At 57.3% G+C, this 26,505-nt stretch carries 22 protein-coding genes; 6 read left to right on the plus strand and 16 right to left on the minus strand.

Features of this window, described 5'->3' with window-relative positions; all coding sequences use genetic code 11:
- Positions 1 to 251 precede the first annotated feature (251 nt).
- Complete coding sequence (locus ACMDCM_RS00450; protein ID WP_412771717.1) at positions 252 to 764, plus strand: hypothetical protein; 513 nt, start codon at positions 252 to 254, stop codon at positions 762 to 764.
- Between the two features lie 513 nt (positions 765 to 1,277).
- Here ACMDCM_RS00450 and ACMDCM_RS00455 read toward each other — a convergent pair.
- The 6 genes from ACMDCM_RS00455 to ACMDCM_RS00480 all read right to left on the minus strand — a co-directional run bounded on the left by ACMDCM_RS00455 (position 1,278) and on the right by ACMDCM_RS00480 (position 8,278).
- Complete coding sequence (locus ACMDCM_RS00455) at positions 1,278 to 2,276, minus strand: hypothetical protein (protein ID WP_412771718.1); 999 nt, start codon at positions 2,274 to 2,276, stop codon at positions 1,278 to 1,280.
- Positions 2,277 to 3,024: 748 nt separating this feature from the next.
- Positions 3,025 to 4,014: a tyrosine-type recombinase/integrase gene (locus tag ACMDCM_RS00460; RefSeq protein WP_412771719.1), complete on the minus strand. Its 990-nt coding sequence runs from the start codon at positions 4,012 to 4,014 to the stop codon at positions 3,025 to 3,027.
- A gap of 437 nt (positions 4,015 to 4,451) precedes the next feature.
- Complete coding sequence (locus tag ACMDCM_RS00465) at positions 4,452 to 5,246, minus strand: hypothetical protein (protein WP_412771720.1); 795 nt, start codon at positions 5,244 to 5,246, stop codon at positions 4,452 to 4,454.
- Between the two features lie 3 nt (positions 5,247 to 5,249).
- Positions 5,250 to 6,185 carry a hypothetical protein gene (locus ACMDCM_RS00470; RefSeq protein ID WP_412771721.1) on the minus strand — a complete coding sequence of 312 codons (936 nt, stop codon included), beginning with the start codon at positions 6,183 to 6,185 and terminating at the stop codon, positions 5,250 to 5,252.
- Between the two features lie 133 nt (positions 6,186 to 6,318).
- Positions 6,319 to 8,121, minus strand: a complete 1,803-nt coding sequence (locus tag ACMDCM_RS00475) for a recombinase family protein (RefSeq protein ID WP_412771722.1) — start codon at positions 8,119 to 8,121, stop codon at positions 6,319 to 6,321.
- A gap of 13 nt (positions 8,122 to 8,134) precedes the next feature.
- Positions 8,135 to 8,278, minus strand: a complete 144-nt coding sequence (locus ACMDCM_RS00480; protein ID WP_412771723.1) for a hypothetical protein — start codon at positions 8,276 to 8,278, stop codon at positions 8,135 to 8,137.
- A 48-nt stretch (positions 8,279 to 8,326) separates the two neighbouring features.
- Here ACMDCM_RS00480 and ACMDCM_RS00485 point away from each other — a divergent pair, with 48 nt between their 5' ends.
- On the plus strand, positions 8,327 to 9,103 hold the full coding sequence (locus tag ACMDCM_RS00485) for an ABC transporter ATP-binding protein (protein ID WP_412771724.1): 777 nt from the start codon (positions 8,327 to 8,329) through the stop codon (positions 9,101 to 9,103).
- Between the two features lie 289 nt (positions 9,104 to 9,392).
- On the opposite strand, the gene ACMDCM_RS00490 is transcribed toward ACMDCM_RS00485, so the two are convergent.
- The 4 genes from ACMDCM_RS00490 to ACMDCM_RS00505 form a co-directional block, all read right to left on the minus strand.
- Entirely contained in the window at positions 9,393 to 9,509 is a 117-nt protein-coding gene (locus ACMDCM_RS00490; protein ID WP_412771725.1) for a DUF2474 family protein, read from the minus strand.
- Positions 9,509 to 10,513 carry a cytochrome d ubiquinol oxidase subunit II gene (gene cydB, locus ACMDCM_RS00495; RefSeq protein WP_412771726.1) on the minus strand — a complete coding sequence of 335 codons (1,005 nt, stop codon included), beginning with the start codon at positions 10,511 to 10,513 and terminating at the stop codon, positions 9,509 to 9,511. The genes ACMDCM_RS00490 and cydB overlap by 1 nt, the downstream gene beginning before the upstream one ends.
- Positions 10,514 to 10,518: 5 nt before the next feature.
- The gene (locus tag ACMDCM_RS00500) at positions 10,519 to 11,937 is read right to left on the minus strand and encodes a cytochrome ubiquinol oxidase subunit I (RefSeq protein WP_412771727.1); all 1,419 of its coding nucleotides are present in this window, start codon (positions 11,935 to 11,937) and stop codon (positions 10,519 to 10,521) included.
- A 932-nt stretch (positions 11,938 to 12,869) separates the two neighbouring features.
- Complete coding sequence (locus tag ACMDCM_RS00505) at positions 12,870 to 13,403, minus strand: winged helix-turn-helix domain-containing protein (RefSeq protein ID WP_412771728.1); 534 nt, start codon at positions 13,401 to 13,403, stop codon at positions 12,870 to 12,872.
- Between the two features lie 312 nt (positions 13,404 to 13,715).
- Here ACMDCM_RS00505 and ACMDCM_RS00510 point away from each other — a divergent pair, with 312 nt between their 5' ends.
- Positions 13,716 to 16,013, plus strand: coding sequence for a TonB-dependent receptor (locus ACMDCM_RS00510; protein ID WP_412771729.1), 2,298 nt, complete (start codon positions 13,716 to 13,718; stop codon positions 16,011 to 16,013).
- A 309-nt stretch (positions 16,014 to 16,322) separates the two neighbouring features.
- On the opposite strand, the gene ACMDCM_RS00515 is transcribed toward ACMDCM_RS00510, so the two are convergent.
- The 4 genes from ACMDCM_RS00515 to ACMDCM_RS00530 all read right to left on the minus strand — a co-directional run bounded on the left by ACMDCM_RS00515 (position 16,323) and on the right by ACMDCM_RS00530 (position 21,638).
- The gene (locus tag ACMDCM_RS00515; RefSeq protein ID WP_412771730.1) at positions 16,323 to 17,102 is read right to left on the minus strand and encodes an ABC transporter ATP-binding protein; all 780 of its coding nucleotides are present in this window, start codon (positions 17,100 to 17,102) and stop codon (positions 16,323 to 16,325) included.
- A gap of 191 nt (positions 17,103 to 17,293) precedes the next feature.
- Positions 17,294 to 18,364 carry an ABC transporter substrate-binding protein gene (locus ACMDCM_RS00520; RefSeq protein ID WP_412771731.1) on the minus strand — a complete coding sequence of 357 codons (1,071 nt, stop codon included), beginning with the start codon at positions 18,362 to 18,364 and terminating at the stop codon, positions 17,294 to 17,296.
- A 101-nt stretch (positions 18,365 to 18,465) separates the two neighbouring features.
- Entirely contained in the window at positions 18,466 to 19,422 is a 957-nt protein-coding gene (locus tag ACMDCM_RS00525) for a hypothetical protein (protein WP_412771732.1), read from the minus strand.
- A 98-nt stretch (positions 19,423 to 19,520) separates the two neighbouring features.
- Positions 19,521 to 21,638, minus strand: a complete 2,118-nt coding sequence (locus ACMDCM_RS00530; protein WP_412771733.1) for a TonB-dependent receptor — start codon at positions 21,636 to 21,638, stop codon at positions 19,521 to 19,523.
- Positions 21,639 to 22,264: 626 nt separating this feature from the next.
- Between ACMDCM_RS00530 and ACMDCM_RS00535 the strand changes: the two genes are divergently transcribed.
- From ACMDCM_RS00535 to ACMDCM_RS00545, 3 genes are all read left to right on the plus strand, one after another.
- Positions 22,265 to 22,687, plus strand: coding sequence for a winged helix-turn-helix domain-containing protein (locus tag ACMDCM_RS00535; protein ID WP_412771734.1), 423 nt, complete (start codon positions 22,265 to 22,267; stop codon positions 22,685 to 22,687).
- A 194-nt stretch (positions 22,688 to 22,881) separates the two neighbouring features.
- Entirely contained in the window at positions 22,882 to 23,946 is a 1,065-nt protein-coding gene (locus ACMDCM_RS00540; RefSeq protein WP_412771735.1) for a FecCD family ABC transporter permease, read from the plus strand.
- 464 nt (positions 23,947 to 24,410) lie between these two features.
- On the plus strand, positions 24,411 to 24,746 hold the full coding sequence (locus ACMDCM_RS00545) for a beta/gamma crystallin-related protein (protein WP_412771736.1): 336 nt from the start codon (positions 24,411 to 24,413) through the stop codon (positions 24,744 to 24,746).
- A gap of 388 nt (positions 24,747 to 25,134) precedes the next feature.
- On the opposite strand, the gene ACMDCM_RS00550 is transcribed toward ACMDCM_RS00545, so the two are convergent.
- On the minus strand, positions 25,135 to 25,512 hold the full coding sequence (locus ACMDCM_RS00550) for a cupin domain-containing protein (RefSeq protein WP_412771737.1): 378 nt from the start codon (positions 25,510 to 25,512) through the stop codon (positions 25,135 to 25,137).
- Positions 25,513 to 26,029: 517 nt separating this feature from the next.
- Positions 26,030 to 26,206 carry a hypothetical protein gene (locus tag ACMDCM_RS00555; RefSeq protein WP_412771738.1) on the minus strand — a complete coding sequence of 59 codons (177 nt, stop codon included), beginning with the start codon at positions 26,204 to 26,206 and terminating at the stop codon, positions 26,030 to 26,032.
- Between the last annotated feature and the right edge of the window lie 299 nt (positions 26,207 to 26,505).

Below are 26,505 nucleotides of genomic sequence, written 5' to 3' on the forward strand. Positions count from 1 at the left end.
AAACCAAAGGCCGATCGACGCCGACCATCGTCCAGCCGCACGCCAGAGTATTTTTCGGGTGAGGGTTTTTCCACTCTCACTCACCGGCATATCGACGATCTGAGCACTCGTCGACGCGCTCTTCGGGCCGGGAGAAGCATCGATCTGCTCGTCGAAGGACGTGTATTCGACCTTTAAAATCGCGGGTTTCCTCGATTGTCACCCATGCGCATCCTGGTCTCAGAACCAGCTTTTCGCACCTATTCGCTGGAATGACGCACGCTCAAAGCTTCCCTCATTTTTTTCTGAGCTGTTTTTGGCTGGCGGCGCGAAAAACTGCAGCAAAAACAAAGAACCTAGTTTCTATTCAGAGCTATTCGACAACAATTGGGCGGTTTAAATTTCTATTTTCGACCGGAATGGCATCGCTAAGTTTCGCTTTTAGTTTCTACTGGAGGCTCGCTTGTTTCTATTCGGGGCCTGTTAGTTTCGGTTTTTGCCATTTTGTTTCTATCGAAGCCAGCGTGGCTTCTCAATCAGACGCCGAGTGCGAAGCTGAACGACGTTGTCGAGCGAAGCTTGACCAGCTCCCCGTCGCCAGTGCTGGAAGCATCGTTGACAATCACTTCGACCTGCATGGTCCGTCAGTGCGAGCGACCACCGAGGGTGAGGTGTTTAATACCTTTTTGGATTGGCACGTAGACAGACCGAGCGCGCGTCCCGACGCCGAAACCCCAGCCCAAAACAACAAAGGCCGTAGAATGCGTTTAGAAGCTCACTGGTGAGTCGGTATGCTTGGCGCTACCCAACACCCGCCGGCGAGGAAAACGAATCAGCGAGCCTCTGGCACTATTCTGGAGCCCCGACGCTACGGACGACGAATAGACCGACACTCGAACGGGCGCCACGACGCATTCAGAGGCTCCTCGGTGAGACCAGCCGGCGATTGGCCAGCGATCCCGACGGCTCTTCTACTCGATGGCGAAGCCACTGACCGGGCTGATCGAGCAGAGCCTCGCCATCAATTCGAAACACCGACAGACTCGGTTCCACTCAAGGACCGAAGGCATGCTAGTTGAGCCTGTTAAGTTCTTATTTCCGAGCTGTCTCCCCCGGAGTGATCTTCATGGCCGCGGCACCGGGAGCGGAGCGACCGGGAAGCCGCGGGACAAAAGATACAAGCCGAGAACTCCCACTGTAACGCTTCCCATACAACTCTCTTACTTACTGAAGGATATTAAATATATGGGAAGCGTTACATCTCCGGAGGCAAGGACCTCCGGTCATAGATACATCTATTAAGAAGCAATTGAGGATTTCGCAGCCTCCGCGGCTGCTCTCTTCCTTGCCCGGTGGTCATTGACACGTTTCCTAGTTTTGATGCGCTTCCTGGCCAGGACTGGGTCGTCCCCACCAAAGTGGCCAACAATGTGCGTGGAAAGTGTGTCGGTCACGGACTTGCAGTGTCCGCTGAACATGCAAGCCTCACACGCAGATGCTGCCCCGTCGTAGGCATGCAAGATCCCGAAGCAACTTGGGCGCAGCTCATTCATATCGACGGGAGTTGGGATGGCTATCGGTTGCGCCATATTCGCGGCTTCTTCACGGGCCCTTTCAAACCTGGCCGGTCCAAACTCAAATAGTGCTCGCGCGGCCGGCAATACGTTGTCTTCCAGACACGCCTTCACTATGGCGCCAATCCTCATATGCCGCGCACGAATCTGCTCAACTACCCAATCCTGGTGGGCGTGCTGTGCTGGTTGGCTTCGGAAGTTCTTTAGGTGGTAATGGGGGAGCTTCGAGGTCATGAATTCCAGGTCGAAACAGTGTTCACGCCACGCCTCCATTACATGCTCTGCAATGGCTTGCTTGTTTTTCTCGGCATAGAGCTGGTTGGGACGAGCCGGCCTCGTGTAACCCTTGCGGAGCAGAAACTCCAAGGCGTGATTGCAAAACAGGCCATAAGGAACTCCCAGTTCGTCCGCGAACTGGCGTGCCCTCCAGAAGGAGATGAATTCGGTTTGGCTGCTGCGCCAATATCCACCCCGTATGGCCAACTTGTGCGAGGCCTCCTCGGTCGAGAAATTCGTGTCCCATTTCCTCTGATATACGGCAACATAATTTCGGACAAACTCGTCAGTCGCGGTGAGCGGAGACATAAACCTGTAATCGAACCATTTTGTCCTCATGAGACCACGCTCAGCGATTCCGTCCTTCTTTGAGATCCGTCGCGCAATGGTCGCACACTTGTTGATGATAATGCGGTTGGCTTTCTCTCGACGATTGGTGTCAGACATGCGCTTTCATTCAGCCCGTGACGGCTGCTCCTTATTCTCCGGAATTAAAGTCGAGCTGTGAACATAGCGTTTTCGTCGAAGATCTGCCGAGCTCTTGACAACTTTTTTAAATCTCCCCAGAGACGGATAGATACATCTACAACCAGATGATTAGGTTGGTTAGTGATGAGTAAGAAACGGGATGCAGCCTATTACGAAAGCCGCCTTAAGAGAGATTTCCCCGCAATCTACGCCGATTTGCGCTCGGGTAAGCTAAAGAGCGTCCGCCAAGCCGCGGCTAAAGCTCGGTTGATACATCTACCAGATCGACTCACCGCGATGAAAAGGGACTGGAAACTGTCATCTCAGCATCAGCGGTCGGAGTTCCTTAAATGGGTAAGATCAAGCGGTATCGGCGTCAGATCCCGTTCCGCGGGATCGATTGCCGATGCAGATGGTCGATTGACGTCGCGGGTAATAGCGTTCCTCAACGACTGGTTACGGAAGGAACACCTGACGCCGGGGCAGATTATGAAGCAAATGGGCTACTCAAACTTCGACTACCGCCTAGCGGAGTCGCTAAAGGGCAAGGTCGGCCTACCATCGGATGTCCTGGAAGCGCTGCGGCGATGGTTAGCCAAAAACGGGTTTTAGTCATGAATGGTCAGTTGGGCATTGGCCAAGGCTAAGTGGAAAAAACCTCTGCCGACCCATTACGCATAGGATTGGATACGTCAAATTGCTTCTAGGACTTCGACGATTGAAGGCCTTATCCCAGTCGTGCGACCAGATCGACGGCCCTCAGATGCGTGTAGCGCTGCAGCATTTTGAGTTCGCGATGCCCGCTGATCGCCGAGACTTCGGCGATGTTGAGTCCCTTCTCGAATAGCCGGGAGATCGCCTCGTGGCGCAGATCGTGGAAATGAAAGTCCGACATGCCGGCTCGGACGCGCAAGTGCTCGAACGCGAGTCTCACAGAGTTACCCGTCATCGGGAACACTCGCTCTTGTTTGGCGCCAGCAGTGCGGAGTTCTTGCAGGGTGCGGACAGCACACCGCGACAGAGGAACGTCCCGGCTATCGCCGTTCTTGGTCAGCGGCAAATGTGCGACGCCAAGTTTGAGGTCGACGTGCTCCCAGCGCAGGTCGAGCAGTTCGCCACGCCGCATCCCGGTTTCGATGGCTATTATAATGAGTGGCTTGAGCAGCGGTGTTCGCCCGCGATCGCAGGCATCGAGCAGGCGCTGCTCCTCGCCCTTTTTTAGTCGCCGAGTGCGCCCACGTGGGACTGGAGGACGTCGCACCAACTTGACCGGATTGCGCGGGATCCAGAGGCCCCATTCGCGGGACGCTATCTCGAGGGCGTGCGAAATCGTATTGAGCTCGCGAACGATCGTCGCCGGCGCCACCGTCTTGAGCCGCTCGTCGCGATAGGTCGCGACATCTGAGCTGGTCAGCTTTGCCAGCGTTCGGTGCGCTATGGGGCAGCGCAATATTGAGTTAATTCGCGATTTCTCGGATACGGCCCCGCGCTTGGTAGGTGTCACCTCAGCGCAGTAGCGCGTCAGTAGCTCGCCCAGCGTCGTTTTTTCGGCAGCGCGCGTGTCAGCGACCCACCCACTCCTGTCAGCTTCCGCTTCGAGATCGCGGGCCCAACGTTCTGCATCAGCGCGCTTGTCGAACGACTTGGCCCGTGGGGGCACGCCACGACGTCGGACCTGAGCCTGCCATCGACCTCGTAGTTTGCGGATTGTCGCCATCGTCTGCCGCTCAAATCACTCTTGTTTACTGAGTGAAGGACGCCAGCGACTCGGTGCCAAGGACTATCCCGCAGCGGTGCAGAAATATCTGGCTGTGCCGCTTCTGTGCCTATTTCGAGCCACACCAGGAGCGAGGACTCAGAAAGACCTTTCGGATCAAGGACGTCCGAGTGTCGTTAGCGAGTAGCGCTGTCGAGAGGCGTTGCCGTGACGAGGCAACGCTCTGTCAGTTCATTCAGCGAGCTGCCCACAGTCTGTAAATGACTATTTCCGCGACATGGGCGTGGAGATCAGTCAGGGTGAACTTTCATCTTCCGGCTTGGCATCACCGATCCATTCCAATAAGCCGGATACTTGGATGAGCAGTTCACATACTACCGGTGCACAAGGCACATGAGCCAATTCGTGAGGAGGTCGAGGCCGTTCTGTTCTCGGGATTATGAGCGCTCTTGCGTATTGACGACCGCCATGTTCAAGCCATCTCTGCTCGCCCGCTTTGGATAAGACCATTCCGGTAGCTTAAGTTCGTCCGGAATGATCAATTCATCACTTAGCGGGGGCTGACTGTTCGGGCGGGATCGAAGGAGTGCCTTCCGGTTCTCAAGTCGGGTGACTTCGAGAGCCAACACCTTCACGGTCTGAATAGGGAACACGTATTTGCTTACGTAAGGTTTCGGGTCAGTGCCGAGCTTCTCGCAATGTGCCAGTTCCAAAATTCGATAATGGGCACAAACTCTCGAAAGATAGGGCTGCAATTTCAAATCGACCATTTTGGCGTTCTTGACAATGAATTTCCTGAGCTCAGCTGCATTGGCCACTAGTTCGTCAACCAACGTCTTTTGATCTTGAGGAAGCGCGCGCAACCACTCACGATCAAAGAGCTTTTCGACGAGTAGGAAGGTGGATGAGTCCGTTTGTCTGCTGCGCAAATCCCTCGATAGCAAGGCATTCGTCTCCGACATCCGCGTGAACGGACCATAGAAACGATCTAGCTTCTCCTGAATCTCTTTTATTTCTAGCTCGTTAGCCTTTTGCCAAATCGTCGCTTCATTGTTTAGCTGTGAGACGCGAAGTGTCTTTGAATTCATTATCGCGCTAGCTATCAGCGCAACAATTCCGACCAATGCACTGCCTACAGGCGAAACCACCGTAGCGATGTCTTTTGCCGTCCAAACGTCGCTGGCCGAAGTGACTGCCTTAGCAGTTTCTATAAATGCTCCTCCAATAGACATGACTTACTCCGTTAGGACGGATTGGTCGGTAAAACACCCGCAGCCACCATAGTCCGAGTCGCCGGTGGCATTGTTGCCGTCTTTCTCAAAGCGCTCTCTGAAGGCGCGCAGTGTGAGCGGTCGTTTTCTATTTCCATTTCGTCGATCTGCGAGAATGGAGACGTCTTTTTTCAGATATGCCCTTATCTCTTGCTCTTTCTGCTCATGATAAGAATATACGTCGGGCAATGTCTGCAAAAGAAGACGATAATGGGCGTGACCCGCCTTAATGCAGAAGCCGAAGCAATTATTGTGACTAAAGCCGAGTGAGTATAGCCTGGGCGGCGCGATGTTCTCGCCTTGCATCAATTCCATGATGTCCCACTTTGCCATCCACGGTTCTGAACAAAGTGGAGCCTCATATCTCCAACCTTCTAAGGCACGTCTCGGACCGAGGCCGCCACCAGAGCCGTCATCGAAACGGTGCGCTTCCGTAAAATCGATCCCCACGTAACAAATGGTGTTGTGGGGATCGCAATTCTTAGTCAGCCATCGATCCGCTTCGCGGCGCTTGAGAATTTTGCTGCAAGGATCGCGCCGACTGTTGCCGAGAAACCTTTCGTCAAAAAAGACATCCCAGACATCGCGCCCGTCCTTGAGCCAAATAAGCTGGGGCATGTGCACACTCACTTGCGCACGCAATTCGTGCAGATAGAGCCGCCACTTGGATCGATCGCGGAAGTCAGGAAACTCCGTGTGTGATGGGACGTTCATCTTGTCCGCGAGGTCGAGGCCAAAAACGTTCGCCGCCCCTTCAATCAAGAAGCGATACGCATCTGGGTCTTCCATCAGCGTGTCGGTAAATAGAAGACGTAAGTCTTTGAGGCCGAAACGTTTGGCGACGACCTTTGCAGCGGCCCAGGAGCCTGCACCCGCACTGAACATTACAATATGCTGCATACGAATTATCACCGCTAAGCGTATAACGTGGCCCGGGCGTGCCTTTGAAGTCGAAAACACGTCGGGGACGCTGCACCAAGCTCAAATTCAAAGGGGTTTGCAACGACACCGGTCCAGCTTCGGAGGGCAATGGTCATGCAGCCAACCTCGGAACGACTTGTTCTATCAATCGTAGGAATTGGTTGCTGGTCGCCCCCGCAACCATTGATATCGGCGATTCCCCGCTTTGAGGAGTGTCGGGTCCATTTCGCAGGGATCGGGTGTTGTGCTTCCCCGCAACCACCGATACCGACACTCCCGTGAGCCCGGCTCCGGGAGTGTCGTTTTTTCTACCTTTTCCAATGGCTTGGCGCTCGGTCCATTCGAGAATGGTCCGCAGTTCGCCATGCAGCGTGGCAAGAATTTCGCCCCGTTTCGGCCCCGGCGTCAGCACGATCCTCTCGATTAGCATCCGCAAAGCCTCCGCCGCCTGCTGCCGTTCGTTGGGACGGTTCAGGGCTTTGGTCAGAATCGTAACCTTCCTCGCATAAATCGCCGAGGCCGAGGGCAGCCGGTCCGGCGCGTCCTCTGGCACGTTGGTCAAAAGCTCCGTCAACTCCTTCTTGCGGTCCTCCAGCGCATCCATCGCAACTTTCATAGATGGTTGATACATGCCCTCCTTGATGGCCTCGATGATGCCACGGATCTGCTTCTCGACCCTCATCAGTTCCGCCTTCCACGAGTCGCTGTTGGAGCGGCGTTCACGGTTCAGCCGGTTGGTCTCTTCGGCGCAGGCGCGCATCGCCTCAGCGGCGACTTCCGGGGCCATCATCCGGTCCTTGAGGCCGGCCAGCACGCGGCGTTCCAGTTCCTTGCGCGGAATGGTGCGCGTGTTGGAACAGGTGCCGTTGCTGATACGATTCGAGCAGGCGAAGCGATCCGCACCGCGCAGCGAGTAGGGACCGCCACAGCAGCCGCAGAAGATCAGACCTGACAATAGCGACCTCGGGCGATGCGCGCTGTTCAACCGGCTCTTCCTGTGATGCTCGCGCACGGCTTCCGTGACGTTCACGAACTTTTCGGCGATCTCGCCTTGACGCTTGCGAACTGCCTGCCAGAGTTTGTCATCGACAATGCGCAGTTCAGGCACCTCGGTCGTGATCCAGGCGCTCTCCGGGTTGAGCCGCGACACCCGCCTTCCGGTGGACGGGTCCTTGAGGTAGCGCAGCCGGTTCCAGATCAGCCTTCCGATATAAAGCTCGTTGTTCACGAGACCTGTCCCGCGCTTGACGTGCCCCCGGATCGTCGTGTCTTTCCAGAGCTTACCGTTTGGGCCGGGCACGCCTTCCTCGTTCAGGGTCCGCGCAATGGTGTGTGGCCCAACGCCGGCGGCGAATTCGCGAAAAATACGGCGCACGAGATTGGCTTCGGCCTCGTCGATCTCGCGGTCGCCGCGGATCGGCTCGCCACGCGCATCGAGTTGCTTCACCACCTTGTAGCCGTAGCAGAGCCCGCCGCCCGACTTGCCTTCCTCAACCCGGCCACGGATGCCGCGATGGGTCTTGGCGGCGAGGTCCTTGAGAAACAGCGCGTTCATCGTGCCCTTGAGGCCGACATGCAACTCGCTGATCTCACCCTCGGACAGCGTGACGATCGGCACGCCCGCAAATTTGAGATGCTTGAACAGCGTCGCGACATCGGCCTGGTCGCGGCTGATCCGGTCCAACGCCTCTGCCATCACCACATCGAACTGGCCCGCCTGCGCATCCTGTAACAGCATCTGGACGCCGGGCCGCAGGATCATGCTCGCGCCGGAAATGCCCGCGTCCTTGTAGACGCCCACCACCTTCCACTTCTCCCGCTTCGCCTGCTCGCGGCAGATGCGGAGTTGGTCCTCGATCGATGCGTCGCGCTGATTGTCGGAGGAATAGCGGGCATAGAGGGCAACGCGGGCCATGGGCGCACTCCGTTCAGGCAACTTTATCGAACCGGCTAGGCCGGATCAGAACCTCGGCCGAGATGCCGAGACGGTCATGCAACTGCCGGATCATCTCGATCGACAGGCTCCGCTTGCGGTTCAGCACGTCCGGCACCCGGTTGCGCGGTCCGATCATCGGCTCCAGGTCTTTCCGGCTAAGGCCCTGCTACACGGGGCTGGAGCCATGGCTGAGGCTGTCACCATCCAGGGGCTCGGTCACGCTTATGTGCCGGGCAAATGGATCTTCCGCGATCTGTCGGCCGGCATCGCGCGCGGCTCGTCATTTGCGCTGCTGGGACCCAAGGGGCGAGGGAAGACGACGCTCTTGAAGGTGATGCTCGGCGTGCTGGTCCCTACGGAAGGAAGCGTCGCCATTCAGGGACGGCAGGCCTTCGTGCCGCAATTGTTCCAGGTCAGCTTCGATTACAGCGTGCTCGACATGGTGCTGATGGGTCGCTCCCGCAAAGTAGGCTTGTTTAGCCAGCCGACGAAGGAGGATGAAGATGCGTCGCTGGTCGCGATCGAGCGCATGGGGCTTGCGAACGCAGCTCGGCGACCCTTTCACGAGTTATCCGGCGGACAGCGCCAGTTGGCTATTCTAGCCCGCGCGCTGGTGGCGGAAGCCGACATCCTTGTGCTGGACGAGCCGACATCGGCGCTGGACCTGAAGAACCAGGTGCTGATCCTCGACTGGATCGACCGGCTGTCGCATGAGCAGGGACTGACCGTGATCTTCACCACGCATCATCCGCACCACGCGCTGGCCGTCGCGGATAGCGCGCTACTGATGCTCGGCGAACATGACTACGTGACGGGTCCGGCGGCAAACGTGTTGACGGAGACGAATCTCGCCAAGCTTTACGGCGTGCCTCTGAAGCGTGTGAACTTTGATCATGAAGGGCGCACGGTCGAGACGTTGACGCCCGTTCTTGGCTCCGCGCGTGCTTTCGGAGGTGTCTAGAGTTGGCGGCATGCTAAAGCCGTGTTATCGCGCTTGTGAGGCCGTTCGTCAGAGTTATGCAGCTTCTCTCCAGAACCGACATGGCGAGTGCCAACGTGCGAAAGCGATTTGCACGACTAAGATTCCAGCCAAAGAGAAGTCGTCAGCAATATGATATCCGTGAATCGATGAATGCCGAGTCTCTGCTCCATTTATGTAGGCCCTGGCGCGCATCCAAGGAGTTTCGCGACTACGCAGCATCCGGCCAGCGAAGACACCGACCGCGAATTTCCAAGGAATCGGTCGCAAGTCAGCCTTTCAAGAACAGCCGGATTACCCCGGTGACGACGCCGAGCGCGACGACGCTCGCGATCCAGATCGCGCCCATCCAGACAAGTCGCTTCCAAAGCGGTAAGGCTTTCCCCATCAATGATAGCCCGTTCCGCCGGCTTTGCCTCGGAACACCCAATATGCCCAGCTCGTGTAGGCAAGTATGAGCGGGATGATGATGAGCGCTCCAACCAACAGGAAAAGCTGGCTCTGGGGTGGTGCAGCCGCATCCCAGATCGTCACGGCGCGCGGGACCGCGTACGGATAGACGCTGATGCCAAGCCCGACGAAGCTTAGAAGGAACAGAGCGAGCGCCATCAGGAAGGGCAGTCTTTCAGACCTGGCGCGCAGGCTCCAGAAGAACGTCGCCGCGCAGATCACAACGAGCACTGGGACCTGCGCGGTGAGCAGCACGCCGGGCATGGCGAACCATCGTCGCCAGTAGTCGTAGTTCAGAAATGGCGTGGCCGCGCTGACCGCCGCAAGCGCGACAAGTGTTCCGACGCCGAGCCAAAACGCTGCCCGCCTGGCATGGCTCTGGTTCGTTCCCTCTGTTTTCCAGATGAGCCAGGTCGCGCCGAGCAAGGCGTAGCCGATCACCACGGCCACGCCTGTCAGCACGCTGAACGGGCTCAGCCAATCAAGCCAGCCTCCCGCATACGCGTCATTCTCGACGCGGATCCCTTGCAGGATCGCGCCGAGCGTGACGCCTTGTGCAAAAGCCGCAACCAGGGAGCCGAGCGAAAAGGCAAAATCCCAGAGCGGCCGATGGCGTGGATGACGCCAACGGAATTCGAAGGCGACACCACGGAAGATAAGCCCGAGCAGCATCGCGATGATGAGCGGATAGGTTGCCGGCAAAATGATCGCATATGCCAGCGGAAAGACCGCAAGGAGCCCACCTCCGCCCATGACGAGCCAGGTTTCGTTGCCGTCCCAAACCGGTGCGATCGAGTTCATCGCCCGGTCGCGTTCATCTGCGACCGCAAAGGTCGGGAATAAAATACCAATGCCGAGGTCGAAACCGTCCAACACGACATAAGCCATCACCGCGAACCCGATGATGCCCGCCCATATGAGAGTGAGATCGACGCTGCCCATGACGTTCACTCCGACGCCAGGGAGTCTGAGGCCGCGCCTCTTGCCGGCGTGATGCCTGCGACGCGCGGCGGCACGCGAACCGGTTCTTTCTCCTCCGGTTCGGGTGGCTTCGACATCAACCGCAGCAGGTAGTAGGTGCCAGCACCGAAGACTGCGAAATAGACCAGGATAAAGGCGACAAGCGAAGCCGCCACCGCCGGTGCTGCGATGGGTGAATGAGAGTCGGCGGTGCGCATCAGGCCGTAGATCGTGAAGGGTTGACGGCCGACTTCCGTCGTGACCCAACCTGCGATCACCGCAACGAAGCCAGCCGGTCCCATCAATATCGCGGCGCGGTGCAGCCAGGGCCAGTCGAAAAGCCTTCCCCGGAGGCGGGCGAGCAGGCTCCAGAGGCCAAGGCCGAACATCGCAATCGCCAGTCCGACCATGATCCGGAACGACCAGAACACGATTGCCACCGGAGGCCATTGATCTTGCGGGAAGTCCTTGAGCCCCTGAAGCGGCGCGTAAGGGTCGTGCTTGAGGATCAACGAACCGATATGCGGCACCGACCACGCGTAGCGCACGCGTGCGGCTTCATTACTTGGCAGGCCGAACAGGACAAGCGGCGCTCCATGGGGGCTCGGCTCAAAATCACCTTCCATTGCGAGTACCTTGACTGGCTGGTGCTCCAAAGTGTTCAGCCCATGCGCGTCCCCCGCCAGAATTTGAATCGGAGTGACGATGGCTGCCATCCACATCGCCATCGAAAACATCTTGCGCGCGCCTGGATTTGTCCGGTCCCGGAGCAAGTGCCAGGCGCCGACGCCGCCCACGGCAAGAGCGGTCGTGAGATAGGCTGCGATCACCGTGTGGACGAGGCGGTAAGGGAAGCTTGCCGTAAAGATGATCGGCAGCCACGATCCGGCCGGAACAAATTGCCCCCTGGCGTTGATCGCGAATCCTGCCGGTGTCTGCATCCAGCTATTGACCGCGATGATCCACGTCGCCGAGATGAGCGTTCCGAGCGCCACCATGCAGGTCGCGAAGAAATGCAGGCCTTTCCCGACCTTCGTCATGCCGAACAGCATCACGCCCAGAAAGCCGGCTTCGAGGAAGAACGCCGTCAGAACCTCATAGGCCATCAACGGACCGATGATCGGCCCGGCCCTGGTCGAAAATACCGACCAGTTGGTTCCGAACTGGTAAGACATGACGATGCCGGAAACGACGCCCATGCCGAACACCACGGCGAAGATCTTCAGCCAGTAGCGAAAGAGGTTGGCGTAGACATCCCGGTCCGTCGCGAGCCACAGCCCCTCGAGCACCATCAAATAGCTTGCGAGCCCGATCGAGAAAGCCGGGAAAATGAAGTGGATCGATACCGTGAAGGCGAATTGCGCGCGCGCGAGGATGACCGGGTCGAGAATCTCAGGCAACAACATTGCCGCTTCTCCCTTCACAAAGCCCCGTCTCTCCTCGTCAAATAACGATCCGTCGACGCCGCTGCACATCGGTCGTCGTAAACGCCGCGATCGCGGTCGTCGTGGCTGTAGACGCTGGTGTTGAACTGGTCATGCGAACGCACCGTTGCCAATCACAGCATCGTCGGGTCCGAGACCGGAGCGTTCACTTCACGGCCAGGGAAAGGCAGGCAGTTCGCCTTGCCGCCGGGCCGTAAGCTATGCACCCCAGCCCTGGTGAAGCATGGTATCTCATCATCTGATCGATATCCATGGATCGTTGATTGTTCCACCTACCTTTTCAGGCGTGAATAGTCATCGGTCGGCGCGGTTTCGTGGCCTCGGTTCTCGTAATTGTGCATCGCGCGGAATGATCAGTTAGGCTTCTGGGCCACGCCGACAAGCCTCCCGGCCTGGCGTAACCCATCGGCAAAGATGTGGTAGGCACCTCGTTCGATTTTGCAGAACCGTGCCACGAACTTTTGCGCTTTGGCGTGACATAGGCACCGCCGCTGCGGCCGCGTGCCGTGACGACGGCTCCGTGGAAACGTTTATTTAAGAACCTGATCTTGCGCCGCGCCTGGTTCTCGCCGGCGCCTCCCTCCGCGCTCGCCTTGGTTTTGCATGTTTTCCCGACGCCGATTGCGGAGTGATCGACGTTGACCGGTGAAAAGGTGGTTGGCGTAGACCGGAGGTAACGACGGCTGCGACTGCTGCTCTCGTTTGGAAGCTTGTCCGGAATTCGCTTCCTGGGCTGAAGCGATTCGCATTCCGTCGCAAAGTAACAGCATGGAAACACCAGCAAACAGCGCTAGAAAACGCATCAAATCAAAAATAGAGCCCCGCTTCTGATTCCATCAGAAGCGGAACGGCTCTTAAGCGCTGCATAGCTGAGGGAAAGCATTTCCTGCCTATTAACGGCGCCTCGTGTGATGGGACAACCTCGTGGAGGGCTTCTTGGCGGGCTTTCGTTTTCTGCTGGTTTTGGCGGGCTTGCGCTTTTGTTTGGTCGGCGCCTGCGGAGATCGCTTTTGCTTCTTTGCGATGGGGATCGTGGCCGGGTCAACGATCCTGGCCTCACGGGGGATCGGCGGCGGCGCGTTGGGATCGAGCCCGACCGATTTCGCAAGATCGTGTAAATGCGGCTTCAAAGCCTCGTCAAAGACCCGCTGAATTTCGCGGACGCGCCCAAGAACCTCCTTTCCGAGCGGGGTCAGGTAGGCGCCGCTGTTGCGGCCACTCCGCCGGATGCCGATCAGGGGCTGATCGAATAGATTATTGAGTTCCTGAACCAATTCCCATGATTGACGAAACATAAGATTGACCGCTGGCGCCGCAGCCGAGATGGACCCGAAGCGGTCGATCGCCTCCAGCATGTTAGCGCGGTGTGGACCGAGCGTTTTGTCGATCGTCCCAAAATGAAGGCAGAAAAACATCCAGATCGACATTCTGGGTCTCCGAAGGATGTGCAAGCCAAAGACGCTGTCCCACTCACAAAGGGTGTACAGGCCCGGCCATCAGAAGCCAAATCAAAAGACCCCGCGGACCGTCTCGGTTGCTTAACTCGATATGTCCTCTTTACGCATGTCGATTCAGACAAGATATGTTGATTGACAACATATCGGAACCAAGTCTATTGTCGATATATCCAGTTGGATAGATCGATGAGCGTCAGGGGGTGTTTGCGCCACCGAGCCGTATGGCAGCGGCTGGGATCTGAGCACCATCGTGTTGTTGGCAGATCGGGACCGGGGGATTTGATGACGAAGTCAAGAAGGCTTGGCGCGCGGCGTATTGAGTTCGCCTGTGTCGCGGTGATGAGCGTGGCGATTTCCGGACATGCCTTCGCTCAAGAGCAGCAGCCGCAGCAGTCGTTATCCCCGGTCTATGTCGAACCGCCTTCTCGCCGCGCGGCGTCGGTCACTCCGCGTTCGGTTTCGGGGCAACATGCAAAACCAAGGCGAGGCCGGCGCGCTGCGCGGCGGGAGGCTCCAGCGACCACACCCGATGCCTCCGCCAACGCGCCAGCGGTACAACGGGCAGATGGGTCGGTCGCGGCTGGTTACCGCGTGGACGATGTAAAAGATATTGGTCCCTTTACCAACATGAGGCTTCAAGATACTCCGTATTCAGTCAGTGTTCTCTCCAGCGATTTTCTCAAAAACACTCAGTCATATGCCACGCCCGAATCGTTTGCTGATAAATTCCCGTCTTTTCAGGTCGGTTATACTGATCAGCGTCCAATTACAGGCAGCGGAAACTTCCGTGGCATCGGCGCGCCGGATCAACAGTTGGTTGAAGGTCTGCCGGTACCCGGGACATCCAGCCTGAACTTCTTGGAGCCGTTCGAGCGTGTCGAAGCTCTCTCCAGCGTATCGGGATTTATGTACGGCGTCGGCTCGTCCACCGGAAAGTTCAACTACGTTTTAAAACGGCCGACATCCGACCCCTTCTTCGCAAACATCATGACCGGAGTTTTGATTGGGACAAGTCCCTACGGCTATGCGGATTTTGGCGGAAATTCACCTGATGGACGCGTCGGGTATCGGTTCAATATTGTCGGTCAGACTGGCAATACGAACGTGGATAATGAAGGGCAGCACAAATATCTCTTAAGCGGCGCATTTGATTTTCATCTCTCGGATAGAGCGCTTCTGCAAATAGATGCCTCTTATTCCAAATGGAATGGCACTTCGCCCTCGGCTTGGCTTGTGGCTCCCGGAGTCAAATTCTCCTCGACGTCGATCCCTGACCCCTCAAAGCTTTGGAGCCAACCATGGTCGTATGTCGATACATCGACCGCCTCGGTCGGAGGGAAATTCACCGCGGAGTTGACGGACAACATCACCTCTCGCACAAGCGTTCGCTATTTCAATGAGCCGTACGGAAGCATCTTTATCAACAACACGATTCAACCCAACAACACCTACAATCAGACGATCTTCGCCATCGATCCTAGCTACACCCACTCCACTATAGGCGGCTATCAGTACTTCGACATAGCATTCGAAACTGGCCCGATTCACCATAAAATCACGACAGGACTTCGCGCGACAAACGCCAGAGAGACAGAGGCTGCAGATTACTTCGGTGTTACCGTAGGCGGCATTTTTAATGGGTTGCCGCTGGGCTACCCGACATATCTGCCGAAGCCGGTTTTTAATATCGGGACGAAGCCCGTATATACCTTCGAAGAAGTCAATACCCGAGATTACGCCATCGGCGATCAGATCGATTTCAGCAAACATCGGAGCGCGCTGGTCGGCGTGACATATGCGACAATTCATGATCAGACTTTCGATCCGACTGGCGCACAAGCGACCAACTATGACGTTGGCAAGGCCACGCCGACTGTAGCGCTCATGTACAAGCCCGTCGAATGGCTCACAACCTACGGATCTTACGTCCAGGGACTCCAACAAGGGATCACGGTCGTAGGTCCGCAGTTTACCAACAACGGGTCGGTACTCCCTCCCTATTTGCGCGAGCAATACGAGGTCGGGGCAAAAGCGACTGTCGGGAATGTGTTCTACACGTTTGCGTTGTTTCAGATCGACAGCGCGTCACAGTATCTTGTCGATAACGGGGATGGCACCCTGACGTATCGCCAGGATGGACGCCAACGCAATCGAGGGGTCGAGCTTTCGGCAACGGGACAGATAGCTCCCGGTCTCCGCGTATTGAGCGGGCTTTCATACATTGATGCGCGTATCCTGAAAGACGACTCCGATCCTTCGCTCGTCGGGAAAACGGCACAGAATGTAGCGAACTGGCTCTTTAAGAACACCATCGAATACGATGTCGCTCCTATTCCCGGATTCACGCTCACGGGTGGCGCTTACTACACCAGCGGTTTCTATGCCGACATAGATAACACGGACCGGGTCTCTGGACGCGTTCTCTTTGATGCTGGCTTCCGCTACGCGACAAAGATCGCCGAACGTCCTGCCATTATACGATTCAATGTCAGCAACCTTTTCGATCAACGATATTGGGTAGGTGTCTCGGTGCTGGGCGAGCCTAGACGGTTTGCGGGTACAATCGAGATGAAATTCTGAGCCTTCATATCACTTGCCCGGTTTTGACACCTGTCAGGAAGGATCAGTCACGTGGAAAATGGCATGCGCGAAAGCGGCAATATGGCGGGAGCAGGAATCTACTGGCGCGTTCAGCCGCGAGTCCACGACCATGCGATGGCGTTTTTCTCCGCGAAGTCCAAGGAAGACCGCTGCTTGAAATCGTGTTGCGCTCGCAGAAGTCGATTGCTCGATCGACCGGTAGAGGTCGACAATCCATGCGCCATGCGTCGCGAGGGTCGCACCGCCGTGCGTTTTTCCCGGGGGGAAGGCGAGGAGGACGATTTTGACTCAGGATGCCGGTTCGAATACCGGCGTCAGCGTCTCGACCTTACGACCGTCGTGCTCGAAGGCGATCCGCTTCATGGCGGTGCCATAAAGCCTTGTGAGATTCGGTTCAGTCAATGTCGTCTCGACGCTGCCCATTTCATGCTCGGTGTGACCCATCATCAGCAAGGCGTCATCGGCGACCCAGAGCGCATGGTGAGGATGATGGGTCGTGAATATCACGGTCAGTCCTTCTGTTTCCGCGAGCCGCCGCATCCAGCGCAGAACCACGACCTGATTCTGAAGGTCGAGCGCGGAGGTCGGTTCATCGAGGATGATGATATCGGCTTCCGCCACCAATGCCCGTGCAAAAATGACAAGCTGGCGTTGTCCGCCCGAAAGCGTATCAAAGGGATGATTTGCCAGGTGGGCGATGCCGAACCGATCCATCATGGCCAAGGCGAGGTCCAGATCATGTCGCGATGGCTGGGAAAACAGACGCAGCCGCTTGGCGCGCCCCATCATGACCATCTCGACGGCGGTGTAATTAAAGGCCGTATCGAACAACTGGGGAACGAACGCTATTTCGCCCTGACTGGTGATGTTTCCTTCTGACGGCTTCATCGCACCGATCAGCAGCTTTAGCAGCGTCGTCTTGCCTCTGCCGTTCGGACCCAGCACGGCGGCGACCCGACGTTTTCCGAAGCAGGCGTTGCAGCCGCGGACGATCCATTCTCCTGGCTGATAGGCATAGCTGACGTTGTTCAGCGTAACTGCGTTTTCGGTTGTTGAGATGTCATGCATCGATGCGCGCCGTTATCCTTTGAGAAGCGTGGACTATATACGATTCAGCCGCGTGAGGAATTGGGGGTAGGCCCGGGAGCGCCGTCTAGAGCCTTTCCGCTTCTGATGGAATCAGAAGCGGAAAAGGCTCTACATTTTGATTTGACGCGTTTTCTTGACGCGAACCGGTAGCCACTTCGCTTGAAAACGCTCTAGTTGCTGAACCGATCTTGTCCAGTCCTCAAGAAGCGCGCATACCCGGCCGATGCCCTGTTTTCCTCGTCGCGGAGCGCCCATGCGAGGTTCGTATCGTTCAAGGGGTAACCATAGACGGTTGCGTATGCCGTCGTATAGCTCTCCCGCGTATGTTCCTCGTTGCCTCCTGAACGGAAGACGTCAACCAGCCATTGCGCCAACAGCGGCTCGTCGACCGGGGCATTGTAGGTCGACTGTGTCGGCATGGTGTATACGCGTCTCTGCCGTACCGCGCGAACTGCGCGCCAAACGCGATTCTCATAGAACTCGGCCGGAGATGCACCGCCCGGTGTATTCAACAGCAGGATGACGTCGGGATCATAGCTGAAGATCTGTTCGGCATCGGCCGGACCATCCGTGGGTACGGCGGCAGCCGCATTCACGGCACCGATGAGGTTCAGCAGGCGGTTTAGGTAGAAACGGCCGCCGCCGACGCGCCAATGCCCGCGTATGGGAATGATCACAATTACACGCAAGGGCCGTGACGCCGCATATTCCGTTTCGATCGCGTCCATCCTTTGATGATAGGCATCCATCAGACCGTAACTTCGAGCCTGTTTTCGCAGAACCTGCCCCAAAAGCTGCCATGTCTCACGGAGAGCAGTCCCAACCTCGGCGCCGGGTCGGCGAATCTGCAGGACGTTCGGGAAGCCGATTTGTTTCAGATTACCGAGAACGCCTTGCCATGCAATGACGGTATCGACATTCAGAGCCATAATTCCCTCAGGATCGGGAATGGGGCTATTTCCTGTCGCGGAAATTGAGAGGAGAGAGGGGAAGACCCGGCTGATCAGGCTCTGCCGAACCCCGAGACGCAGATAGTCGGGCGCCGCGACAATACGCTTGGCGCTTTCGTCGATGGTTGCGATAGCTTCCAGGACAGACGCATAGGACACGATCCGATGCGGCGCGGCGATGGATGATGATCTGGCATCGTCACGCGCAAGATGCGGTACGGTTGGCGGGCGGAGCGCTATCCCCAACGCAAGGAGTGGAATGACGCCAAAGAGTGGTGGAAAAAGCTTCATTCCCGGTATCTGAACCTTTCCGGGGTGGGGCGGCTATCTGCAGCATCTTGATGCGCTCACGGACGGTCAAGCAAGGGCGTGTCGTCGTCCTTGACCCTTCGCTAATTGCCCAACTGCAGATGAGTGAGCTGACGCTCGAATTCGGTCGGATGCTCCTGTAAATGGCGGTCCAGCCACTTCATCTCAAGGCAACGCTCCAGCCCATAGATCATTGTTCCGTTGCGGTCGCCGTATCGTTCGCATAATTCCGATAGACCCGGAATGGCCGCATAAGCCGTCCGCGTACGCGTTTCGAGATCCCCAATGATTTCATCGCATGTCTGCTGTTCAAGACGTTCGATATTGTCTTCCGTCACGTTCAGAATGAGACCGTTCTTGCGCTGCGCGGGATCATTGCGAATGACTTCGATCCATTCGCGTTCCGACCGGCATTCCCCCTCGGCTGATCGTGCCTCGCGAAGCAGGCGATGCAGCCACGACGGCAACTCATCCCTTGTTCGCTCGTCGATGCGTTCCTCTTCGAGGCGGGATCCCCATCCGGCGTAGAAATACGGCACGGCATAACGGCAGTTATTCTGATGGTCCGGAAGGGTATCAAGGGTGTCATTCAGCTCCTGGAGCGTGGAAAGCGTGCTCTTCACGACAAAGAGCCGGGCGAGAATTGCCATCCCGATCTCGCCCGCGATACGCAGGGTCCGAACGATAAGATCGTAGTTCCCGCGCTGGCCGTTCCAATAGTCGTGCACTTCACCATGTCCCGCAAAGGATCCGTGCGCGGAGATGCATCCGAATTGTTGGCGTTCATGCAACCAGAGCCGCAGTTCTTCGTCCGTCCGTTTTCGCAGTCCTCCAAGCGAGATCCGCCTCAACGGCTCGTAGTCGCGCGGAAAGCGCTCGCTGAGATCCTTAAGATATTCGAGCGTAGCTCGATCATAGTCCGCGCTGTAATTGACGATATAGCCAATCCTCATGTCATGCGACGTCTCCCATTCCAGAAATCGCTCCAGGAGCGCGTGGAGTCTGCCAGGCTGAATCCGCGCAATCTTCTTTTTGCCCATCGAGCAGTACTTGCAGCTATGCGCACATGCCACGAGCTTGCTGTGGATATGAATGGCTTCGAATCGGATATGTTTTCCCATTCGCCTACCACTTTGGGTTAGAAACGCGTTTGCGCCGACAAGGCAAACGTGCGTGGTTGACCAACATAGCTCGGCGTCAGCCAGTAGTTCTCATTCGTGACGTTCTTCACGTCGAAGCGCAAAATAAGATCGTTGCCATAGGGCCTCAGCTTGGTTTGATAACGCAAGCCGAGGTCGGCGGTGACGAACGACGGTAGATATTCAGTGTTGAGGCGATCGACTGCTGCCCGTCCTGTGTAGTAAACGCCGCCGGTCAGCGTGAACCCGGGTGCGAAAGGCAGGTCATACTCTGCCGTGACCTTGGCGAGAGAATTCGCCACACCGGGCGGACGCAAGCCGTCGAGCGGGGGCATTGTCCGAGAGGACTGGCTCTGCGTGACCCGGGCATCGATCAGCGTGATTCCTCCGAACAGGCGGAAGCCGTCAAACACCGTGCCGATAGCGTTGAGCTCGATTCCGGTATTTTCCTGCCGGCCATTCTGGACGGCCGTGTAGGTCCCGTCGTTATTGTATTGATTGTATTGGAGCGCTTGATTGACCCTGAAGACGGCGAGAGTGACAAGCGTGCCGCCGATCTGTGTCTTTGCACCCGCCTCATAGGCCCGTCCTACATAGGGAGCGAGGATCTGGCCATTGTTGGTGAAGATCATCGAGCCGGCATTGCTGACCGGCTGCCCGCCCTGCAAGGACTCGCTGTACGTGACATACGTCGACACCCGCGGCAGCGGTTTGAAGATCAACGATGCGCTGGGTGACAATCTCGCCTGATCGTAGCCGGAGGTTTGCAGTCCTGTCGTCGTATTGAAGTTCCGGCCCGTCAGCATGGCATAGTTCGCGCCAATGAGCGCCGACCATTGGTCGGTGAATTTGATGTCGTCGCCGATGACGACGTTCCGGTTGTTGTTATAGCTGGATCGACGCACGGGCCCGACATTGGATGCGATGAAAGTCGGCTCGTTAACATAAGTAGGGGTCGTGAAATTGAAATTGTTGAACGTAAACGAATTGTAGCTCGTCGGCGCCTGACTCTGGGTAAAGTCATTTCCATAGAAGCCGGTCGTTACCTTGTGATGGACGGATCCGGTGTTGAAATCAGCGTCGAGGAATGTATAGCCGGTGTTTGCGCGATAGAAGAGGTCACTCCCATGCGTAACCGACTGAGAGTAGGTCCCGGTGTTGGCGTTGACGTTGTTGTTGACGAAGATATTGTCATGCACTGAAGCGTAGGCCGTTGCGATCGCGGACCTCAGCGTGAAAACGTCGTCTATCTTCCAGTTCAGATCGGCGCCGATCCGGTCCCGCTGCAGGTTGTAGCTGGTCCACGGCTGTCCAAAGTTCAAGGTGGGGTCGGGCGCGGTCGTGTGGAAGATTTTGCTCGACCCGTTAGGATTGGTCGCGAAGTTCCAGGCCGGATCGACGCCGTGCACGATCTGGTCGTGGTGCGAACCTATGACGGTGAGATTGAAATCTGAGTTTGGCTGGAAGGAAAATGCGCCGGTCACGAGATCGCGCCTGATCTTCTGGTTGTCGACGGCGGTCTCGCCGTCCTGTCCGAGCACGTTCAGCCGGTAAGAGAAATGGCCATCCTTGTCGATGGGTCCGCTGAAATCGCCATGAGCATAGCCGGAAAGCCCGCTGTAGTCGCCCAATGTGACGGATGCGTAGGGAACGGGAGTGGGCCGTTTGTAGACGTAGTTGATCAGCCCGCCGACGTTGTTGGCGCCATAGAGGAAGCTGGTGAGACCAGTATAGGTTTCGATTCGCGCCTTGTCTTCGAGAGGTTCCGCGAACAGGTTCTGAAACCTGAGCCCGTCCTCTGCGGTTCCGTTTCCATTCGGAACAAGAAATCCGCGCAAATAGGGATTGGCCGAGAAACCCCTGGTGCTCGTTGACGCCGTTTGAATGCTCGGATTGATCTTGTAGAAATCATCCTGTCGGAAGCTGAGCGTGTTCTCAAGCAGCGGAGCGGAGACCACATTGACCGAGTACGGGACATCCTCAATTTTCATTGTTCCGAGCGGTCCGACATTCGAGATCGTCGAGGGACGATATCCCGCAGCGACGCTTCCCTCGGCGGCTACTCCAGCCGGCGCAGTGACAGAGACATTGGGCGTCCGCTCCGCGTCGCGGCGCACTGCGCGCCCGGCGCGCTTTCGTTTTGCGTGGTGTCTCGAAGCCGATTGCGGAGTGACCGACGCTGACCGGTGGGAAGGTGATTCGACATAGACCGGTGGTAACGGCGGCTTCGACTGCTGTTCTTGACAGAAAGCGTGCCCGGAAAACGCCACGCTCATCACTGCGACGCAGGCCGTCTCAATACGCCGCGCGCTATCTCTGTATGATTTCGTCACTGAATCCCCCCCAAGCCCATTCTCGCGTTGACGCGGATTGGCACTTGGGAGGATAGCGCGCGGATCCATCGATGCGGCGCGCACATCACTCTTGAAATCAGCCGACCACTACTCCGCCTCCGCTGCGACGAACGCCATATGCGCTCGACTCGGCATCGACAGGAATGCGACCAGGTTAGCCTATCTAAACATGAAGTCAACATTATAATTGAAACCAGTGTGGAGATTCCTTCGCGACCCGCGATGGTGGCTTCGTTGTAGCACTGGCCTTTGGGGTTCAGACATGCGAAGCACCGGGGTCATCATGAGGCGATGCTTGGGGGTATTGCATGTCAATCTGGATGTTCCTCCGCATCGAGTGGGGATCCACGAATCCCGCGAATGAAATAATAGGTCCGCATCGAGCTAATATGCTCGAAGCCATCGACCGTCTTGGCTCGATATCGGCTGCGGCGCCGGCCGTCGATCTCAGCATTCGTCAGCTTCTGGCATCGGTGCATATCCTCAATTCGCTGTTTGATGAGCCGCTGGTGGAGCTCAGGCGCGGGCGCCATGGCGGCGGAGCGTCCCTGACCCCCATCGGCAAGGAAGTGCTGGCGAGATTTCGTGAGATGGAGCTGATCGCAAATAGGGCCCTGAAGCCCTACTTTCGCGCCTTTGAGAAACGGTTCGGGATCGATTCCACAACACCGCCGGCGATACCGCGCTACGCTCAAATCATCGGTCCGCACAATGTCCCTCCTTTGGCAAAGGAGCAGGCGCGGCAACGCAAACCGCGTCAGAAGACGAAGACGTCGGCGAAGCGCCTCTATTCCAGGAAGGAGGGGCGATAAGCCGATAAGAGCAGGGGACAATCTTCCCAACGGTGTGCTTATTCGTATATAACGTTGTTGTATAGCGTGAATGCGGTAGTATCGTAGGACGCTCGGTGGCGCCGTGAACGGAACGATGGCGGCCGCGCATCCGCCACCATCTCCTGCGGACATTTCCGGGGCAGCGTGACGATTCATTTCAACCTGGGGTGATGATGAGCACAGTGGATCTATCGCAGGCGGATTCTTATGTTCGCTCGACGATCCGGAGCGATCTGCTTCTGACCGTGCTGTTTCTGGCTCTCGTGGCGCTGATATTGATGTCGCTGACAATCGGGCGATATCCGGTGCCGATCGGCGAGGTGGCGCGAATCGCGTTCACGACACTGCCGTTTGATGCGGTCGGAAGTTATGACGACAAGAGCTGGGTTGTCGTCGAGATCATCCGGATGCCGCGCATTCTGCTGGTCACGATCTGCGGCATGGGACTTGCGCTGTCCGGAGCTGCAATGCAGGGCGTATTCCGCAACCCGCTCGTCGGTCCGGAAATCGCTGGCGTCACCTCCGGCGCGTCTCTTGGCGGTGTGATCGCGATAGTACTCGGATGGCCGACCGTTGCCCTGGTTGGGCTCGCGTTCGGCTCAGGTCTGCTCGCGCTGTTCTTCGCGTTCGCGCTGGCGACGCTCAGCGGGCGCGCCAGCACGCTGGCGCTGATTCTATCCGGGGTTATCGTGGGGGGCTTCTGCTCGTCGATCATCGGGCTTTTTCAAACTCTGGTCGATCCGACCGTCAAGTTACCCTCGATTCTCTATTGGCTGTTGGGCAGCTTTGTCGGCGCGACCTATGACAAGGTCGCCGTCGTTGCCGCCGTGACATTATTCGCGGGCACGTTGTTGCTTGCGCTGCGCTGGCGCATCAACCTTTTGTCGCTGGGCGAAGTGGATGCGCGGGCGCTCGGTGTCAACGTCGATGTGCTGCGCTGGGTCCTGATGGCTTTGGTTGCGCTGATTGTCGCGGCTCAAGTTTCCGTCAGCGGCGGCGTGGGTTGGGTCGGCCTGATCGTGCCGCATCTGGCGCGGCTTCTGGTTGGGCCCGATCATAACCGGTTGCTGCCGACAGCGGCCGTGCTTGGCGGCCTCTATCTTCTGGCGATGGACGATATCGCCCGCAGCCTGACCGATCAGGAAATCCCGATCGGCCTTCTCACCAGTGCGGTTGGAACGCCGATCTTCGCGTTCCTGTTCTGGCGCACCCAGGCGAAGGGATGGGTGGCGGATTGAGGGAGCCGAACGGCCAAACGGCGATGGTGGATTGGCATAGCGATGATCCTTCCCGTCTGTTGTGAGAATCTAGTTGGCAGCAAGCCAGTTGACTCTCAACCCGGCGATTTTCGATTTCGAGGTTGAGGGACCTTCCATTTGTGATTTCCAAGATGAGCGATACCATCGAGATCGTTTCCGGCGACGGTCGAAACCTTGATGCCCGCTATTGGCTCCGCGCGATCCCGGAGGTACAGGCCCGCCGACACCTAATTACCGAGCGGGCGGCATCGATCGCTCCGCGGCAATTTTCGACGGCATGCGGCGCCCTTGCGCCAGATGTTATTGCCTGCTCTCGCGCGATATCGATGCGAAATTGAATCACTAGTCCGTGAGAGACAATAAGAGGACGAACCGGAACGGTAGTCGGACCAACTACAAGCTAGGTCCTGCGGGACCATCAGCATGTTTAAGGGAGTCCTACCATGCCAGCCCATGCTATTCTTTTCGAGAACGTCGATTTTCAAGGCAACCACAAGCACGTATTCGACCATATCGAGAATCTCAGTACCCAAGTCGATCATTTCAATTTCAATGATAAGACGTCGTCGCTCGTTGTGCTCGAAGGCAACTGGCAGTTCTTCAGGGATTGGATGTGGCAGAACCCATGGCCGAAAATCGTAGGTCCAGGTGTTTACGTCACGCTCACCGAAGCGCTTGGTGTCAATGATGCCAACGACGCGATAACCGGCATGCGTCCGGTCGACTCGCTGGGCAGACCCATTCAAATTACGGGGTCGTCCCACAGCAGGTCACCTTAACGTCAGACAACAGCGCAGCGATACCCTCGTGTCCATAGATACACGAGGCGTACCGCAAAAATCAGGATTCGCTTCGCATGGCCTGAGTGCGGACGCGTCTACGCGGCACGCTTCTTTCTTCCGCGCGCTCTACGGACTTGCTTGCATCGATCACGCCGCGGCGATGGTCGGCCTTCATGCGCGGCCCCCCGCGTCAGGCGGCGTCATCGCCATGGCCGTCGCGATCCTGATGGCGACCATGTGCGCCAGCGGGGGCGCGATGTCGCCATCTATGCTCGGCGCGATCGGCGGAAGACGACGTAATCCGCGCCGCCGATCTGCCCGGCCCCCATGGCGTCGTGCTCCGCTGCTACGACCTGCGTCATGATGGTTTCCCGCATTTTCGTCCTCACGCCACCTTACCTTGACGTGTGCTTTCGCCGGGATGGTCGGAACTCCCCGAAAAGAAGAGGATCGTGAGCAGCAGCGATGTGTCTTCGATTCCCCGGATCGAGTGCGGGACGCCCCCTTCGAGATACACCCATTGGCCGCCTGAAAGTTCAAGTGTCGCTTCAGACAATCCGAGCAGAGCCCGGCCTTCCAGGCAATGCAGCGTGATGGGACCGTCAACTTGGTGCGTCTTGATATCCACGCCGGCGTGAACAATGAGGCGTACGACCTCGAATGCTTTCGATTTGACGATGGCGGTTGTCCGCGCGTCCTTCAGATTTGAACCCAATGGTGCGAGGTCAAAAACTTCTCCGGGGCGGGCATGGTGCATAGCCATTGCTGTCATCTCCCACTGCACCCGCCCTCGGCAGGTTTGCGCCGATCATTATCTTAGTTTCTCATTATGAGCAGTTTACTGGACGAAGGATAGGCTCGACGAATGGCCTAAGAGCGAGCCTAAGTCACCGGCACCCTTCGGCTACTCGATGCCCGACAGGCGCAAACTCGACCGCGTTATTGACCGTCGGCGTCTCGTCACGGCCCGCGTCAGCAGACGGCGATGTATGTTGACAGAAGAAAAACTAAGATGGGGAGGGAGTTTCTTCGCAAGTTGCGACGAAACGAAGCAAATGGCAGGGGGGAACGAGGGCGTCCAGAGGACGGAGTGGAGGCTGCTGCACGAGTGCTTGAAACAGGCAAGACTCGGCGCATCGAGCCAAGGGCCTCCTTACCGAAGGAGGCCGCGAGCGCGGCGCGCCATCTTCATCTTCACGACGCTGAGATGCCGATGCGTGCGGCAAAGGCGAGCGAAGAAGCTGGGAGACGGCACGGCGCCGCGGTCAGAAGCCCGAGTCCTAGGTCACTGACGTAAAAGCCAAGGCGGCAATCATTCCTCCGAAAGTTAGAACGACTCCGGCCACAAGCATTGGCACCAGGCTATCACCGGAACGTGGATCAGCCTGCTTGTTGGCGAAGTCTTCAGCGTCCTTTCGCGATTCGGCTGCTTTTTGAACTTGCTCGACGGTATTCATTGAAAACCTTTCTCGGTCCCTGTAGGGATCCGGCCGGTTTGGTACAGTGCATCAAACCAAGATCCCCGACCCAGGCAACCGTTTCAACTTCGTACCTCTGGATACAGAACGGGAGCGATCCGGTACCTACTGAACTCGTACCGGATCGCTTGGAAGTTTGCGGCGGGGGGAGGAACTCAGGACCCTCGCCACACGCAAACCCTACACCTCTCAAAAGAAATATCAAGAATATATCTTTACGACTTTCGTCTCCCCTCGTGCGTCATCTCCAGTAACCTCTTGCGCTATGCCGTCGCCAT

It is taken from the genome of Nitrobacter sp., assembly GCF_047149785.1.
Lineage (GTDB): Bacteria > Pseudomonadota > Alphaproteobacteria > Rhizobiales > Xanthobacteraceae > Nitrobacter.

Coding starts and splice junctions, on each gene's coding strand:
- ACMDCM_RS00450 (WP_412771717.1), top strand. CDS start 252: ATGACGCACGCTCAAAGCTTCCCTCATTTTTTTCTGAGCTGTTTTTGG.
- ACMDCM_RS00455 (WP_412771718.1), bottom strand. CDS start 2,276: ATGTCTGACACCAATCGTCGAGAGAAAGCCAACCGCATTATCATCAAC.
- ACMDCM_RS00460 (WP_412771719.1), bottom strand. CDS start 4,014: ATGGCGACAATCCGCAAACTACGAGGTCGATGGCAGGCTCAGGTCCGA.
- ACMDCM_RS00465 (WP_412771720.1), bottom strand. CDS start 5,246: ATGTCTATTGGAGGAGCATTTATAGAAACTGCTAAGGCAGTCACTTCG.
- ACMDCM_RS00470 (WP_412771721.1), bottom strand. CDS start 6,185: ATGCAGCATATTGTAATGTTCAGTGCGGGTGCAGGCTCCTGGGCCGCT.
- ACMDCM_RS00475 (WP_412771722.1), bottom strand. CDS start 8,121: ATGGCCCGCGTTGCCCTCTATGCCCGCTATTCCTCCGACAATCAGCGC.
- ACMDCM_RS00480 (WP_412771723.1), bottom strand. CDS start 8,278: ATGATCGGACCGCGCAACCGGGTGCCGGACGTGCTGAACCGCAAGCGG.
- ACMDCM_RS00485 (WP_412771724.1), top strand. CDS start 8,327: ATGGCTGAGGCTGTCACCATCCAGGGGCTCGGTCACGCTTATGTGCCG.
- ACMDCM_RS00490 (WP_412771725.1), bottom strand. CDS start 9,509: ATGGGGAAAGCCTTACCGCTTTGGAAGCGACTTGTCTGGATGGGCGCG.
- cydB (WP_412771726.1), bottom strand. CDS start 10,513: ATGGGCAGCGTCGATCTCACTCTCATATGGGCGGGCATCATCGGGTTC.
- ACMDCM_RS00500 (WP_412771727.1), bottom strand. CDS start 11,937: ATGTTGTTGCCTGAGATTCTCGACCCGGTCATCCTCGCGCGCGCGCAA.
- ACMDCM_RS00505 (WP_412771728.1), bottom strand. CDS start 13,403: ATGTCGATCTGGATGTTTTTCTGCCTTCATTTTGGGACGATCGACAAA.
- ACMDCM_RS00510 (WP_412771729.1), top strand. CDS start 13,716: ATGACGAAGTCAAGAAGGCTTGGCGCGCGGCGTATTGAGTTCGCCTGT.
- ACMDCM_RS00515 (WP_412771730.1), bottom strand. CDS start 17,102: ATGCATGACATCTCAACAACCGAAAACGCAGTTACGCTGAACAACGTC.
- ACMDCM_RS00520 (WP_412771731.1), bottom strand. CDS start 18,364: ATGAAGCTTTTTCCACCACTCTTTGGCGTCATTCCACTCCTTGCGTTG.
- ACMDCM_RS00525 (WP_412771732.1), bottom strand. CDS start 19,422: ATGGGCAAAAAGAAGATTGCGCGGATTCAGCCTGGCAGACTCCACGCG.
- ACMDCM_RS00535 (WP_412771734.1), top strand. CDS start 22,265: ATGCTCGAAGCCATCGACCGTCTTGGCTCGATATCGGCTGCGGCGCCG.
- ACMDCM_RS00540 (WP_412771735.1), top strand. CDS start 22,882: ATGAGCACAGTGGATCTATCGCAGGCGGATTCTTATGTTCGCTCGACG.
- ACMDCM_RS00545 (WP_412771736.1), top strand. CDS start 24,411: ATGCCAGCCCATGCTATTCTTTTCGAGAACGTCGATTTTCAAGGCAAC.
- ACMDCM_RS00550 (WP_412771737.1), bottom strand. CDS start 25,512: ATGGCTATGCACCATGCCCGCCCCGGAGAAGTTTTTGACCTCGCACCA.
- ACMDCM_RS00555 (WP_412771738.1), bottom strand. CDS start 26,206: ATGAATACCGTCGAGCAAGTTCAAAAAGCAGCCGAATCGCGAAAGGAC.